This window comes from Nannocystis pusilla (assembly GCF_026626665.1).
Classification (GTDB): Bacteria; Myxococcota_A; Polyangia; order Nannocystales; family Nannocystaceae; genus Nannocystis; species Nannocystis pusilla.
The window spans coordinates 7,712,005-7,727,466 of sequence record NZ_JAPNKE010000002.1; the positions used below are offsets into that span (position 1 = coordinate 7,712,005).

Sequence of the window (15,462 nt, forward strand, 5' to 3'; positions counted from 1 at the left end):
ATGGAGCGAGCGGGTTGCGGAACGGGGGTGAGCGCGATACGCTCGGGACATGTTGATTCAGCTGTACCGTCGCGCCTTGATCGAAGCGACGCGTCTGAGGCGCGTCTTTCGTGGTCCGCTGCGCGAGGGCTGGTCCGTCGAGACCGAGGCCATGACCCGGGTGCTCCACCACTACGCGCGGCTCTCGAGCTGGATGCCCGTCGGGTTCCACCGGCGCATGATCGGCGCCATCGCGCCGCGGCACCGCCCGTGGCGGGTGCGGCTGTCCTCGGTCGACATCGACGGGATCCCGGGCGAATGGATCGTCCCTGAAGACGCCGACCCCGCGCGCGTGCTCCTCTATCTCCACGGCGGCGGATATGCCTGCGGCTCGATCGCCTCCCACCGCCACTACGTCGCCCGCATCGCCCGCAAGGCGCGGATGCGCGTGCTCCTCGTCGACTATCGCCTGGCCCCCGAGCACCCATTCCCCGCGGCGCTGGAGGACGCCCGGACCGCATGGCGCTGGCTCCTCGCGCGCGGCGTCGATCCGTCGCGGGCGGCGATCGCCGGCGAGTCGGCGGGCGGCGGATTGACGATCGCCACGCTGATCGAGACGCGCGACGCCGGGGAGCCGCTCCCGGGCGCCGCCGCGGTGCTGTCTCCGTGGGTCGACCTCACGTTGGGCGGCGCGAGCATCGCAAGCAACGAGCGCTACGATTACATCCCGCGGCGCGTCCTCTCGCTCTACGCGGCGCGCTACGCTCGCGACACGGCGCGCACCCACCCGCTGCTCTCCCCCGCGCACGCGCCGCTGCACGACCTGCCGCCGCTGCTGATCCAGGCCGGCGAGGCGGAGACCCTGGTCGACGACGCGCGGCTGCTCCACGCCCGGGCGATCGACGCGGGCGTCGACGCGAGCCTCTCGGTCTACCCGGACATGATCCACGCGTTCATGATCTTCACGATCATGCGCCTCCCCGCGACGGACGAGGCCCTCGTCGAGCTCGCAACACACCTGCGGACGCACACCGCGGCCGCTTCGAAGTAGGCCTCGGACCTGCATGCCGGCGGGTCTCAGCACGAGCCCGGGTCCCTGTCCCGAAGGATGCTCTTGATGACCTTGCCGCCGGCGTTGCGAGGCAGCACGTCCAGGACGACCACCGCCTTCGGCTGCTTGAAGCGAGCGAGGTGCGCGTCGAGGAAGGTCCGCAGCGCGTCGAGGTCGAGCGTCGATCCTGGTCGGAGCACCACGGCCGCCACCGGGACCTCGCCCCACTTCTCGTCGGCGCGCCCGTACACCGCGGCGTCGAGGATCTCGGCGTGGGACGCGAGGGCGTTCTCGACCTCCGCGCAGTACACGTTCTCGCCGCCCGAGATGATCATGTCCTTCTTGCGATCGACGACCCAGACGTAGCCTTCGTCGTCCTGGCGGACGAGGTCGCCGGAGTGGAACCATCCGCCCGCGAACGCGGCGGCGGTCTCTTCGGGCTTGCGCCAATAGCCCTGCATCAGCGTCGGCCCGCGGTACACGATCTCGCCGACCATGCCTCTGGGGACGTCGTTCATGTCGTCGTCGACGATGCGGTACTGGATCGTCGGGATCGGCAGGCCGACCGAGCCGAGCTTGCGGAGCGAGTCGGCACCGCGGAGGACGCAGGTGATCGGCGACATCTCCGTCTGCCCGAAGACCGCGACGTTGCGGGCGGCCGGGAAGGTCGCCTCCATCTGCCGGAGCACCGTCCCCGACGCCGGCGCGGCGCCCTAGCTGATCACCCGCAGCTTGCGCCCCTTGTGCCTGGCGTCGGGGTGGTTGCAGATCGCCTGCCATTGCGACGGGACGTTGAAGACGATGGTCGCGCCGTACCTCTCGTAGGCGTCGAGCAGGGCGCCGGCGTCGAAGCCTCCGAGCGGATGGATCACCGTGGGGATCCCCAGCAGAAAGTTGCACGCGATGGAGCCCAGGCCGGCGATATGGAACAGCGGCGCCGTCATGAACGAGACGTCGTCCTCCTTGAAGATCTCCATCGCGCGAATGCAGGTGAGCGACTGCGCGAGCATGTTCACGTGGTCGAGCATCGCCCCCTTGGGTCGACCGGTCGTCCCCGAGGTGTACATGATGAGCGCGGGGGTGCTCTCGGGGACGTCGGGCGCGACGAACTCGCCCGGGCCTTCGGCCACGAGGTCGTCGAACGCCTCCGTCCCGACCGGCGCCGCCCCGAGGACGATCACCCGCTTGACCCGTTCGGTGCATTGCTTGATCGCGGCGACGAACGGGACGAGCGGCGCGTCGACGACGAGGACATCGCCGTCGGCGTCGTCGATGATGTACGCGATCTCGGGCGGGGTCAGGCGCGCGTTGATGGGCACCGCCATGGCGCCGAGCGTGTTGATCCCCATGATCGCCTCGATCACCTCGGTGCGGTTGAGGACCAACATGAGCACGCGGTCGCCGAACCTCACGCCTCGCCGCTGCAGGGCGGCCGCGCAGGCGGTGATACGCTCATGGGCCTGCTTCCAGGTGGTGACGGTGTCCCGATGGATGAATGCCGTCTCGGCGGACCGCATGGCGGCATGGCCGGCGATATGGTTCATCCAGTGGTTGCGACGTTGAGCGGCTGGGATGACGCGATGCTCGGTAGTCATGGGGTTCCACTGGCAGACGGGAGGAGCCGAATCCGGATCTTGGAATACTTGTTGGCGACAAGCAAGTGATACTTGCACGCCCAGACCCCCTTCGAGGGCCGATGGGCGAAGGGAGCGCAAATTCGCGCAGAACGTTCTCAGAACGTGGTCAAGTTTGCCGAGGCCGGGCCGCGACGCCCCATCCACCGCTAGGCCGGCCGGAACGCCGACGACGACCCCTGCCAGGATGGCGCAAAAGACATGTCGTATGGGTTATGTCGTCGAGGACAGGGCGCTCGTCGACCCGGCGCTCACGGGCCGGACCGGGTGGTGACCAGCTCCTCGACGCTCCACAGCATCAGGCGGGCCCCGCCCGCGTGTCTCGCCTGCTCCAGCGCCGAGACGGCGTTGGAGAGCAGGGTCGTCAGGTTCCCGCTCGCGCTGGACGACACGGCCAGCCCCGCGCTGACCGTGAGCTTCAAGGCGCCCGCCCGCGTGACCACCGGTTCGCTGGAGAGCGCGCGGATGAGCCGTTCGGTCAGCTTTCGCACCGACCGCGACTGGGCGTCGGACACCAGGAACACGAGCTCGTCGCCGTGGTACTGGCCCGCCAGGTCGAACCGCCACAGGTCCTCGGCGAGCCGCTGTCGCAGGCCCTCGAGGATCTCGTCGCGCACCGATTCGCCGTGGCGAGCGACGATCTCGGCGAAGCCGTCCACCCCCACCACCATGCACCACACGGGTCGTCGATCCCGACGCGAGCGCTGCAGCTCGTCCTCCCCCAGCAGCAGGAACTGGGTGCGTTCGTACAGCTCGGCGCGCCTTCGGCCGCGAGCCATCGCCGCGACCTCCTCGCGCAGCTGGCTCCGCTCCTGCTCGGCGAGGAATCGGCGGCGCTCCTGGACGTAGCGCTGTCGCTGCGCCGTCATCACGATGATCATGGTGCTCAGCAGGAACAACTGATTGCTCAGGACCACGGTGGGCTCGTGGACCTCGATCAGGCCCAGCACCAGCGGCGTCATGTAAAAGCCGTAGATGATCGCGTTCAGCAGCAGGGCCCGCCGCACGGTCCACAGGAACATGATGCCGAGCGTCAGCACCAGCAGGCAGAGCCCGGCGTAGTAGGCCGACTCGTAGCCTCCCGCCAGCCAGATGATGGCGCTCATGCCCCACCCCGTCAGGACGTTGATCGCCAGCGAGAGGTCGTCGATGTGGCGCTCGACCAGCCGCGGGCGCCGTCGACACAGCACGTGGACGACGAGGGCGGCGCCGCCGATGCCCAGGCGGATGAACAGCGCCAGATAGACGTGCTCGGGAACGAACATCCAATCGAGGATCCAGAAGCCCAGCACCATGATCGTGCCGAGCCCCGACTCGAGGCGCAGCATCTCGGTGTTGTGCGCGTCGACGCTGGCCTTGAAGTCCCCGAAGCCGGTCAGCAGCGCGTCCATCGAGGGGAAGCGCTGGGAGGGGTCGCGCGACAACCCGCGCAGGACCACCGCGTGCACCCACTTGGGCACGTCGACGTCGGCCGGCGGGGGCAGCGGCGATTCCTTGGTGATGGCGCGCGCCAGCTTGGCGAAGTTGCTGCCCGGGAAGGGGCGGCGGCCGTAGAGCGCCTCGTAGAGGGCGACGCAGAATCCGAATTGATCGCTGCGGGTGTCGGCCGGGTTGCCCTCGAATTGCTCGGGAGACATGTACGCGGGCGTCCCCAGCAAGAACCCTGGTCTGGTCAGACAGGGTCCGTCGTCGGACTCCGACGGATGTTCGTCGAGGGAGATCTCGACCTCTTCGCCCTCGACCTGGACCTCCTCCGCCTTCCAGCGGGCCAGGCCGAAGTCGAGGACCTTGACCCGCTGGTCCTTGCTCACCACCACGTTCTCGGGCTTGAAGTCGCGATGCACGACGCCGGCCCGGTGCGCCGCGGCCAACCCTTGCCCCGCCTGCCGGAAGACGTCGAGCACGTCGGGCCACGCGTGGGGGCCGGTCTTGAGCCATTTCCGCAGCGTCTGCCCCTCGATGTATTCCATGGCGACGAAGGTCTTGCCTTCGAATGCCCCCACTTCGTGCACCTGCACCACGTTGGGATGGGACAGGCGAGCCATCGCCCGCGCCTCCCGGATCATGCGCTCGTCGGCCTGACCGGCCAGGTCGCCCTGCGCACGCAACAGTTTGATCGCTACCTTGCGTCCGAGCTGCTCGTCGTGCGCCGCGTAGACGACGCCCATGCCGCCCTTGGCGATCTCGTGGAGCACGGTGAAGTGGCCGATACGCAGGGGTCCGTGCCCGTCGGGCTCGACACCCGCGTCGTACACGACCACTCCCTCGTCTGCCGCCGCGGCGCCACGGAACAGGGCGGTAGGGACGTCGTTGACGCCCTGCTCGTCCATGTCCACGTCCGCCGCGCGGTCGCCGAACATGACGGTCGGGACCTCGTCGTCGTGGCGCTCCGCCCGGAATAGTTGGTGTCCACCACTCATTCAAGCGCCGCAGTATCTCCTCGCCAGTCCGCCCGAATCAAGTCTCGCCGATCGCCGGCGTGAAAGCGCGTGCCAGTACACCGGTCAACGCCGTTCGCACGGGAGTGGTGGCCGGTGACCGCACCCATTCGGGCGGAATGGGGTGAGCCGCCTCGGGGCGCCCGGCGTCAGAGCTGCCGGTACATCGCCCCGGGGATATGTACGATGATACCTGTCGCATAGGACAGGCCGTCATCTTCCGGCGACAGCCCGTCCAGCTCGAAGGGCAGCGGATCGCCGCGGCGCACCGTCACTCGACCATGCCGAGTCCGGCGAGCACCTCGAAGAACTTGGGGAAGGTCTTGCCGACGCAGTCGGGGTGGTCGCGCCCGCGCAGCTCGGCCGGGCTGACCTGAAGGACATCTGATTCGACCCACGCGGCCTCGGCCCCGAAGTCGCGCAGGCAGGCGAGGGTCAAGTCGACGTAGGGCCGCGCCGGAGAGCCCTGCTCGCGGACGATGCGCAGCGGGGCGGCGGCGAGCGGGGCGGCCAGCAGGAGGGCGGAGATGAACCGGGAGCTCGCCGGACGGACCAGGTGGATCTCGCCGCCGCGCAGGCGGGCGCCCCTGAGCTCGCACGGCAACAGGGCGTCGGCGCCGCGGCAGGCGATGTCGCCGCCCTGGGCCCGCCGGGCCTGCAGGAGGCCCTCCATGGGCCGCTCGCGCATGCGGGCGCTGCCGTCGACGAGGCAGGCGACCGGGGAGGCGGCCAGCAAGGCGGCGAGGAAGCGCGCGGCGGTCCCGGCGGTGGCGCCGTCGAGCGGACGCAGTGCCGCGCTCGGCCTTCTTGTCGTGACCTCCAGCGCCGCTCCTGCAGCTCACCGGTTGACCGCACCGGCCTCCAGCGCCGCGCTCGGCCTCTCTTGTCGTTTGCCCGACGAGGAGTTCGTTGCCCCTCGTCGTTTGCCCGACGAGAAGTCCGTCTCGGCGCACCCGCCGGGCCCAGGTTCTCGATGCCTGCCGACCGAGAGCTCTGTAGAGCTGTTCGAGGTCGAGCATCGTGGTTCACGAACTGACCCTGCTCCGTGGACCTACAAGCGTCTCGTACGCGACACTTCGACGAAATCCCCTTCGAACCGCACGAGCGCCCCCCTCAAAAAATGGAGTAAAGTCGGTCCCATGCCAGAGAGGGCCAGACCATGGGCTTGATGAGTTTCCTGAAGGGCCTGTTCGGGAGCCGCCCGACCGATGTCGATGACGACATGCCCGCGCTCCCCCCGCACCCGTCCCCGCGTTCACACCCGCACCCGCACCCGCACCCGCACCCGCACCCATGCCGATCCAGCCACCCGCTCCCCCGCCCCCGCCCCACTTCGCCTCGCCGAGCGCTACCCGACCGAGATCGACTTCCCGGCGGTGCTCCGCCGGGCTGGCGTCGATGTCGAGCAGCAGCAGCGCGTGACCAAGGCTCAGGACCTGCTGCGGAGCCTGCCGGAGAGCTCGCCGGCCGCGCTGAAGCGGCAGATCGTCGAGGCGGCGTTCACCGCCTTCGATGTCCCGACGCACAAGATCATCCAGGCTGCGAGCGCCGAGGTGGACGCGCTGCAGGCGTTCATCCGCGAGGGCGGCGCGCGGGCCCAGAAGGTGATCGACGAGGGCACCGCACGCATCGCCGAGCTCGACGCGGAGATCGCCGAGATCCGCGAGTCGATGGCCGCCGCGCTGGCCGACCAGGCGATCCGCGACGCCGCCACCGAGGAGCAGATCGCCGGCGTCAAGCCGATCCTCGCGTTCTTCGCCCACCAGGAGCCCGGCCTCGGTGACTTCATGAACCTCCGCGACGTCCCGCCGCCGGCCTTCATGCGCGAGCCCTCGCAGGCGAACTTCATGAAGCCCCGCGCCCCGCAGCCCTCGGGCCCGCTGTCGGACGCCCTCACCGACATCGACGTCGAGTGAGCCCGCCGCCGGCGAGGCCCGCCGCCGCGATGGAGCGCGCTCCATCGCGGCGCGGATCGATCTCGCCTCAGCGGTCTCGCACCGGCACGTCGAGCGCACGCGTCGGGGTAGTCCATCAGGCTCGCGCCCCGCATGCACACGGGCGCCGCGTCGTTCCAGGCGAGCCGCGTTTCAATTGCAGATTTTTTCACCCGCGAACGCCGCTCAGCCCTCGCGCCGCGGGTACGGCGCGCCGTCGCGATGCACGTAGCCCTCGGGGGCCGCGCGCAGGTCGATGTCGGGGTACTCGGCCTGGTCGCGCGGGTCGTCGGTGCCGACCTCGAGCACCGTCGCCCGCTGCAGGCCGCCCCGCACAGCTCGATGGTGTCGAACGCGATCACGCCTTGGAGACGTCGGGGAGACGCGCTTCCGAGCACTCGTCAGTGCTCGGAAGCTCAATCTAAATCCGCTTTCCCTTTACTGCTCGAAGCAGTAACTACGCGGATTTCTCAACCCATTGATCGCGTTCGCAAATTCGCCAAAGCCCGCGTAGATGTTCATGAATTCGCTCCCCCTTTGAACGCCCGCGAGTCCCCAAGGCTCGCGGGCGTCGACCTGTGTCGTGGAGAGATAGTGGAGACGCTCCAGGATCACACAGAGCCGCGCGCAGACATTCTTGCCGGGCTCCGTAGTTCACGACCTCAGTCCGCCATCATGGCTCGACGCCTTCTCCATCGCGGCAGTCAACACCGCGGTCCCGAGCTGGCCGGGCGCCCGCGGCTCCCCGGGGTCTGACGAGACCATGGCGATGCCGGCGTGGTCCGGTTCTCGGTGCTTGCGGGGCTTGCTCGAGTTTACGGTCGCGCTTGGCTCAGATCTCGGTCTCGCAGCCGGCGAGCTTGTCGCGCGGGGTGATGTAGCCGGTGGCGCTGTGAAGGCGACGGTGGTTGTAGTGGTCGATGCGGGCGGCGATGGTGGCGCGGGCGCCGTCAGGGGAGGGCGCGGCGGGTATCGGCCCTCACGGCTTCGGTACCGAGCAGCCGAGGTGAAGGATCTCGACGACCGCGCCGCTAACGTGCGCGTGACTCGTGACGAAGCCGCCGAGGATACGGTGGTCGGCGCCTGCGGCCTTCTGCTTGAGCGGGCGCTTCTTGTCCATGTCGGCACGGAGCTTCATCATCTTCTTGAAGGCATCGGTTGCATTGATGAAGTCCATACAGAACGCGCGCGGCTCGCGGCCGGTGCAGTAGCCGAGGAGCTGCTCGCACCCATCGACGTGGTACTGGTAGCCCTTGTGGAGCTTGCACTCGCCCAGGTACTTCCAGTGCCTGCCGAACGCGCACGCCACGACGACGTCGACGTGGCCGTTGTTGTTCGTCTCGGCAGTCGCGCGCCAGCCCATGAGGTTTAGGCAGTCAGCCAGGAGATGGGACAGGCCGAGCTCGTTCAGCGTCGAGTACTCCTTCGAGCCGTTCTCGATCGTCTTCATCGCGTGCTCGATCGCTCCCTCCGTGGCCACGATGAACTCTGGCCCGGTCTCGGCGAGCAGCAGGTCCTTCAGGTTGGAGTTGTGCGCCTCCAAGAGACCGAGGAGCCGCTCGAGGGAAGAATCCCTGTCAACTTTCCTCACGCCGCACCTCCGGCGATGGCGTCAGCCTCATTCGCTGCCCACACGACCTCGACCGCCGACGCCCACTCGTGCCGCGTGTCCGTCGCCTTCGCGCAGCGCTCCCGCACCTCGTCGGTGCTGACGATGCGCGCCTGGCTGCCCGACCGGTCCACGTAGAACCGATGCAGGCTCGCCGTCTGCGGCCGAGCCAGGCGTTCCACCGCCGCGAGCGCGTCATCATCGCCCAGGCCCAGCTTCTCGGCCGCCCGGATCGCGTCCCCGAGCGTGATGCGTCGAGCGCGCTCGAGCCGGCCGAGGAGCACCGCGCCCAGGCGATCCCGCCCGTCCACCGACTTCGCAAGCCGCTCCTCCAGCGCCTGATGCTTGCTAGGCGGGCGCGACAAAACCCGTTTCCCCGTGCTTGGTGTCGCGCTGTCCGAGGTCAGCCCGAACACCATGTCAGTCACGAAGCGCTTGAACGACGGGTTCTGGACGAACTGCTTGTAGACCTCGGTATCGTCCTTGAGCAGCTCGAGCATTACCTTGCCCAGCGCCTTGTCATGCTCGATGCGCGCCGTCTGTGGCGTGTTGAGCTTGGCGTTCTGGTACGCGGGATCGGCCGCGACCTTCGGTGCTATATCCTCGCGGAACCGTCGCGCTACGCGATCCGCATCGTCGAACAGTGTGCCGAACTGCTCGTTGAAGCTCTTGATGATGTGCGAGAGGCGGTCAAGCTCGGGCTCGGCCTTCCGCCCGCCGCCCGCCACCGGGATCGGGTCGATGACGGCCTCGTCGTCCGGAAGCTGGAGCCCGCGCAGCGCCTGCTTCTCCACCCGGTAGCTATCCATGTCGATGGACTCGAGGATGCCCTTGGACAGGTCCTCCTCTTTCGGCGCGGGCAGCTTCGGGATGAGGAAGTTCAGCAGAATCGAGAGCTTCTCCCAACCGGGGTTCGAGTACGGCAGGATCGACGCGAGGAAATCGTAGGTGCGCGTGAACGCCTTCGCCTTCCCCTTGAAGTCAACCTGGCCGTCTTCGTTGAGCCGATCGAGGTATACAGCGACGCACGCGTCCAGAATCGGGTCGAGCTTGTCGCGCGGCGCGCCGCCGAGGAACAGCGCGCTGATCTCCTCCACCTGCTCGGGCGAGTAGACCTGCCAGCTGTCGAGCGCTGCCTTCAAATCGTGGAGCTTGTTGGGGTCCGTCTCTTCACTGAGGACCGTCGTGCGGTAGTAGTCGGCGAAGGCCTCCGCGATCCCCTCGACCTTGTTCTGGAAGTCGAGCACGAAGACGTCGTGCTTGTCGGGGTGCGCGCGGTTCAGGCGCGAGAGTGTCTGCACCGCCTTGATGCCCGAGAGCCCCTTGTCGACGTACATCGTGTGGAGCAGCGGCTCGTCGTAACCGGTCTGGAACTTGTCGGCGCAGATGAGGAACCGGTACGGGTCCTCCTGGATTCGGTCCGGGATCTCCGACGACGGAAAGCCGTTGAGCGACGACTCGGTCACCTTGCCGTCCCCGAAGTCGTGCTCGCCCGAGAACGCAACGATCGCGCGGTACGGGCTCTTCCGCTCGGCGAGGTAGGCCTTGAACGCGGCGTAGTACTGCACCGCCCGCTCGATGCCGCTGGTCACGACCATCGCGCGAGCCTGCCCCTTGATCTTCCCGAGCGCGATCACCTGCTCGTGGAAGTGGTCGATCATGATCTCGGCCTTGAGCCGGAGCGCCGTGTTGTGGCTCTCGACGTAGAGGCGCAATTTCTTGCGCGCCTTCTTTACGTCGAACTCTGGATCGCCCTCGATGGTCTTGACCAGCTTGTAGTAGCTGTTGACTGGCGTGTACGACTTGAGCACGTCAAGGATGAAGCCCTCCTGCACGGCCTGCTTCATCGTGTAGCTGTGGAAGGGCCGGTGCTGGACCTTGCCCTCGGCGTCGGGCGGGAGCGCGTCGCCGAAGATCTCCAGCGTCTTGTTCTTGGGCGTCGCGGTGAACGCGAAGTAGCTCGCGTTGGTGAGCATCTTGCGCGCGTCCATGCGCCGCTGAAGTTCGTCGTTAACGACGTCCTCGGGGTCGTCGGCCGCCTCCGCGAGGGCTTCATTCATCGCCAAGGAAGTCTTGCCGCCTTGACTGGAGTGCGCCTCGTCGATGATGACAGCGAACTGTCGCCCGCGATGCGCGTCACCGATCTCCTTGAGGAGGGACGGGAACGTCTGGACGGTGCTGATGATGATCTTCTTGCCCGACTCGAGGAACTTCGAGAGTTGCTGCGTCTTCGACGTACCCGAGCCGGTGACCGCGCCGACCACCGCACTCACCTGCGCGAACCGCTTGATGTTCGCCTGGATCTGTTCGTCGAGGATGCGGCGGTCGGTGACGACGATGATGGAGTCGAAGGTGTCCTTGCCGTCGGGCTGCTTCACACCGATGAGCTGGTGAGCGAGCCAGGCGATCGAGTTGGACTTGCCGCTGCCCGCCGAGTGCTGGACGAGGTAGCGCCGCCCGGCGCCGACCTTGCGTGCGTCAGCGAGCAGCTTGCGAACCACGTCGAGCTGGTGGAAGCGGGGGAAGACCTGCTTCTGCTTCTTCTTGCCCGTACGGCGGTCGGTCTCCTCGACGATCTGCGCGTAGTTCTCGAGGATGTCTGTCAGCCCGCGCGGCGTGAGGATCTCTTCCCAGAGGTACGAGGTCTTGAGTCCGTTCGGGTTAGGCGGGTTGCCCGCGCCGTCGTTATAGCCCTTGTTGAACGGGAGGAACCAAGAGCCCTTGCCCTTCAGCTCGGTGCAGAAGCGTACCTCGCTGTCGTCGACGGCGAAGTGAACGACGCACCGCCCGAACGCGAACAACGGCTCGCGCGGATCGCGGTCACGGTGATACTGCTCAACCGCGTCATGGACGGTCTGCTTCGTGAGGCTGTTCTTCAGCTCGAAGGTCGCTATGGGCAGGCCGTTGATGAAGAGGCCCAGGTCCAGGGCGCGCCGCGTCTCGTCGCGGCTGTAGGCGAGCTGCCGCGTGACGCTGAAGCGGTTGCACGCGAAGCGCTCGGCGGCTTTGTCGTTGCCCGGCGAGGGCGTGCCGTAGAACAGGTCGACGTGTACGGGGCCGTGGTCGAGGCCCTTGCGCAGCACATCGATGACGCCGCGCTTGCCGACCTCCTTCTCGAGCCGCGCAAGGAACTGGCGGCGCATGGGCGTGTCTCTCTCGAGAGAGAGCTTCTCGACTAGCTCGGGCTGCGTGGCCATCACGAAGCCGCGGAGCTGGACGAGATCGACGCACGCGCCACGGTCGTAGTGCTTCGGGTCGCCGAGCATCCAGCCGGTGCCACCGGCGGCCGGCGTCGAGGTCTCGCTCGGCACGTACGGCGGCGAAAGCAGGTCGACCCTCCCGGTCATCGAACGAACGATGAGGCCCTCGATCCCCTTCTCGGAGGTGTCCGTGGTCATGCGGCCTCGCTGTCATCGATGTCTGCTTCTTCGTCGTCGGAGGGCTCGACCGACACGCCTTCCGGTTCGAGGTCAGGCAACGGGGCTGCTGCCGCGCGCACATCGAGTTGGCCGGTCACGACGTCGGACACGAGACGCGTGCGATATTCACGGCTCAGCTCAAGTTCTCGAGCAAGAGAGCGAATGCTGGCCTCGACGTCTGCCACCATGACTGGCAGTGCAGCGACGATCTTCTCTTGGTCCGGCTTGGGTGGTACTGGCACTACGATTTCGTGGAGGTCTTTTCGATCGACGCCAGGAACAGCCGACTTCCCCGAGTGAGCTCCCTTCGAGATGCTCCGCAACAGGTAGTAGGCCCATCGACGATTGTTTCCGTGAAAGTTCGTGACGAACAACGACGTGTTGTGCGGCCAGAAGCTCGACTCAACGTAGAAAACCGCTTCAGTCGAACCGTAGCAGCCGAGCACAACGCCGGGCCCCTTCGAACGAAACTCGTGGTGCGTGTCGATCAGGCCCCCTGATGACACTACCGGGTAAGGCCCGGCCACACGGCTGTCGCTTGGAAGGTCGTACCCGCGCTGCAAGGAGGCCACGTACTTGAGACGGCGCACTTCCCAATGTGCGGGAATGGCACCGAGCCACGGGATGCCGGAGTCCTTCAGCTTGCCGCCCGCATCGATGCCGCGCGTGACGGCGCGGTGGATGATCACCTGCTTCTGCTCGTTCAGCAGCGCGATGAGCTTCTTCTTCGCGCGGATGAACTGGTCGATGCGGCGGTTCGCGTGGTCAAGGAAGCGGACGATGGCCGCCTGCTCGTCCGGCGGCGGGAGCGGCACGAGGAAGTCGCCGAGGTTTGCCCACCGAAAGCGCGGCGCGCGCTCACGAACGGACGGGCAGCTCGCGAGGATGAAGCCATCACGGGCGGCAACGCGGAGCGCTTGAGCGACGTAGGGCAGATGCACCGACGTTCCTCGCGCGTTGCAGACGACATACTCGGGCGTGCACTTCCCGTCGCTGTCGCTGATCCCGATCGCGCCAGCGAACGCATCCATCGCATGAACAACGAGCTGGCCCTTCCGCACGCCCTGGTAGCCCTGCTCGTACAGCGCTACCATGAAGCCGTTTGTCCGGCGGTTTCGCCGAAGCGTCACCTGACCGTCGCGAAAGCAGGTGACGACCTCCTGGCCATCAGAGGTCGGCAGCGTCGACGCTGCCAACACCGCTTTGCCGCGCTTGGCGGTCCAGTGCGCGGGAAGACGCCGCGCCCACGGGAGGTCAGCGGATTAGTAGCTCTCGTACGGCTTCAGCGCCTCGATCATGCCGCCCCCCGCTTCACGAGGCCTTCGAGGAGCCCTTCGGCCTCCTTCTCGGTAGCTACGATGTCGGCCGCAATCTCGTCGAGCGTGCGCAGCCGTTGCGGCTTGTAGAAGTGACGCGTGAAGCTCACCTCGTAGCCGATCTGCGTCTTGGTCTCGTCGACCCACGCGTCAGGCGTGTACGGGAGTACCTCGCGTTTGATGAAGGCCTCGATGCCGCCGTCCTCGAGGAGCGGCACCTGCTCGCTGTCGCGCAGATCGCTGTCAGGCTCGTACTCGACGACGCACCGCTTGCCGTCCATGATCACCCCGAAGCGGCCGTGCAACGGATCGGGTGTGGCCTTGCCCGGCTTGTGGACCTTGGCGATCACCGGCGGCGCGGATTCGTCTCGCCAACTCACAGCACGCAGAAGCAGTTTCAGGTCGGCGGCGCCGAGCTTGATTCCAGCCTTCCCGAGCGCATCCGCGACCTTGCGGCGGAACTCGTTGTGGTCGGTGAACACGCCGTCACCGAGCGCCTTCTTCAGCTTCGTGGCGGTCTCGACGAGCCGTCCGTCGCGCTCCCAGGTCTTCGGCTCGAGCAGCTTCTTTTTCTTCTTCTCGGGCAGGCCCTTCTTGTTGGCCTCTTCGTCGCCCTCGTCTTCGTCGCCGCCATCCCCCGCGCCCCACTCGGCGAGCCGCTTCTCGAGCGCGGCCTTCACCTTGGCGAAGTCGTCGAAGAGCGCGTCGCCCAGCTCGTCGTAGAGCACGCTGCGGATGTCTTCATCGCCCGAGGCGAAGCGCAGCGCCTCGATTGCCTTGGTCGCGAGCTGGCTGTGCAAACGCAACGGGCGCTCGACGGTCACCTTCCAGTAGCCGAAGGCCTCGTTTGCGAAGGTCTTGGACTGCTCAGTTTGGGCGAACGCATCGTACGCCGCCATCACCCGCTGTACGTCCTCGTCGGACAGCTCGCAGCTCTTCTCGCCGAGGTTCTTGCGCAGCGGCTTGAACCACTGCGTGGCGTCGATGAGCTGCACCTTCCCTTGCGCTGCTCGGCTTTCTTGTTCGAGAGCACCCAGACGTAGGTCGCGATGCCCGTGTTGTAGAAGAGCTTGAGCGGCAGGGCGATGATCGCCTCGACCCAGTCGTTCTCGAAGAGCCAACGGCGGATGTTGCTCTCGCCCGAGCCCGCATCGCCGGTGAACAGCGACGAGCCATTGTGGACCTCGGCGATGCGGCTCCCGAGGGCCGACTTGTGGTTCATCTTCGAGGCCATGTTCGCGAGGAACAGGAGCTGGCCATCGCTCGAGCGCGTGACGAGCGACAGCTCCTCGCCCCGGTGCATGACTTTGAAGCGCGGGTCGCGCATCCCGTCCTTGCCGCCCATCGCCTCAAGTTCCTTCTTCCAGCTTCTTCCCATAGGGCGGGTTGGCGAGCATGAAGTCGAACTCTTGGGCCGGGAACGCGTCGTGCGAGAGCGTCGACCACTCCGCGCCGCCGACGATGTGGTCGGCGTTCTCGCCCTCGCCCTTCAGCAGCATGTCCGCCTTGCAGATGGCGTACGTCTCCGGGTTGATCTCCTGCCCGTACAGGTGCGTGACAACCTTCTGCTTATGAGTGGCAGCGAGCTTCTGCAGCGTCTCCTCGGCGACGGTGAGCATGCCGCCGGTGCCGCAGGCGCAGTCGTAGAGCAGGTACGAGCCCGCCTTCACGCTCCCGGCGATGGGCCGGAACATCAGCGTCGTCATCAGGCGCACGGCATCGCGCGGCGTCCAGTGCTCGCCGGCCTCCTCGTTGTTCTCCTCGTTGAAGCGGCGAACCAGCTCCTCGAAGACGGTGCCCATCGAGTGGTTGTCCATCCCCGGGTGCTTCACCGAGCCGTCGCCATTGAACACCAGGTTCGGGCCCCTACCTGACAATGTCTTGTGAGACACGGTCCCCGCGAAGTTTAGAGAGCAGGGCGAGTCCGTGAATCCAGAGCATGAGCAAACCAACCATCCAGAGAAGCGGCAACCCGGAGCAATCGAGTAGGCGTTGTGTGAGCAGGACGAGGTCGTTGGCCGCCGATGCAACGAGTCAGCAACGGCGTAGTCTGGTCGAAAGTCTTGCTGCGCCTGCGGCGGC

General features: G+C 67.0%; 10 protein-coding genes and 2 pseudogenes. 2 read left to right on the top strand and 10 right to left on the bottom strand.

The genetic code is table 11. From position 1 onward, the window contains the following. The first annotated feature begins 49 nt into the window (after positions 1–49). Complete coding sequence (locus OV079_RS33890) at positions 50–1,030, top strand: alpha/beta hydrolase (protein ID WP_267773437.1); 981 nt, start codon at positions 50–52, stop codon at positions 1,028–1,030. Positions 1,031–1,056: 26 nt separating this feature from the next. Here OV079_RS33890 and OV079_RS33900 read toward each other — a convergent pair. The 4 genes and pseudogenes from OV079_RS33900 to OV079_RS33915 form a co-directional block, all read right to left on the bottom strand. Continuing rightward, a pseudogene (locus tag OV079_RS33900) lies at positions 1,057–2,625 on the bottom strand (long-chain-fatty-acid--CoA ligase). A 290-nt stretch (positions 2,626–2,915) separates the two neighbouring features. Continuing rightward, on the bottom strand, positions 2,916–5,024 hold the full coding sequence (locus tag OV079_RS33905; RefSeq protein WP_267773439.1) for a protein kinase domain-containing protein: 2,109 nt from the start codon (positions 5,022–5,024) through the stop codon (positions 2,916–2,918). A 227-nt stretch (positions 5,025–5,251) separates the two neighbouring features. After that, a complete protein-coding gene (locus tag OV079_RS33910; protein WP_267773441.1) occupies positions 5,252–5,377 on the bottom strand; it encodes a hypothetical protein in 126 nt (41 codons plus the stop codon). Continuing rightward, on the bottom strand, positions 5,374–5,925 hold the full coding sequence (locus OV079_RS33915) for a 3-phosphoshikimate 1-carboxyvinyltransferase (RefSeq protein ID WP_338089118.1): 552 nt from the start codon (positions 5,923–5,925) through the stop codon (positions 5,374–5,376). Before OV079_RS33915 ends, OV079_RS33910 begins: the two co-directional genes overlap by 4 nt. 553 nt (positions 5,926–6,478) lie before the next feature. On the opposite strand from OV079_RS33915, the gene OV079_RS33920 reads away from it, so the two are divergent. Continuing rightward, a complete protein-coding gene (locus tag OV079_RS33920; RefSeq protein ID WP_267773445.1) occupies positions 6,479–7,018 on the top strand; it encodes a hypothetical protein in 540 nt (179 codons plus the stop codon). A 204-nt stretch (positions 7,019–7,222) separates the two neighbouring features. Here OV079_RS33920 and OV079_RS33925 read toward each other — a convergent pair whose 3' ends face one another. From OV079_RS33925 to OV079_RS59085, 6 genes and pseudogenes are all read right to left on the bottom strand, one after another. After that, positions 7,223–7,372 (bottom strand): hypothetical protein, encoded by a 150-nt coding sequence (locus OV079_RS33925; protein WP_267773446.1) that lies wholly within the window; start codon positions 7,370–7,372, stop codon positions 7,223–7,225. A 496-nt stretch (positions 7,373–7,868) separates the two neighbouring features. Then, the gene (locus tag OV079_RS59080; protein ID WP_420829563.1) at positions 7,869–8,009 is read right to left on the bottom strand and encodes an integrase core domain-containing protein; all 141 of its coding nucleotides are present in this window, start codon (positions 8,007–8,009) and stop codon (positions 7,869–7,871) included. A gap of 6 nt (positions 8,010–8,015) precedes the next feature. Continuing rightward, complete coding sequence (locus tag OV079_RS33930) at positions 8,016–8,579, bottom strand: hypothetical protein (protein ID WP_267773447.1); 564 nt, start codon at positions 8,577–8,579, stop codon at positions 8,016–8,018. Positions 8,580–8,623: 44 nt separating this feature from the next. Next, complete coding sequence (locus tag OV079_RS33935) at positions 8,624–12,043, bottom strand: type I restriction endonuclease subunit R (protein ID WP_267773448.1); 3,420 nt, start codon at positions 12,041–12,043, stop codon at positions 8,624–8,626. Continuing rightward, a complete protein-coding gene (locus OV079_RS33940) occupies positions 12,040–13,263 on the bottom strand; it encodes a restriction endonuclease subunit S (protein WP_267773449.1) in 1,224 nt (407 codons plus the stop codon). The genes OV079_RS33935 and OV079_RS33940 overlap by 4 nt, the downstream gene beginning before the upstream one ends. Before the next feature lie 95 nt (positions 13,264–13,358). Beyond that, positions 13,359–15,257, bottom strand: a pseudogene (locus tag OV079_RS59085) (HsdM family class I SAM-dependent methyltransferase). Between the last annotated feature and the right edge of the window lie 205 nt (positions 15,258–15,462).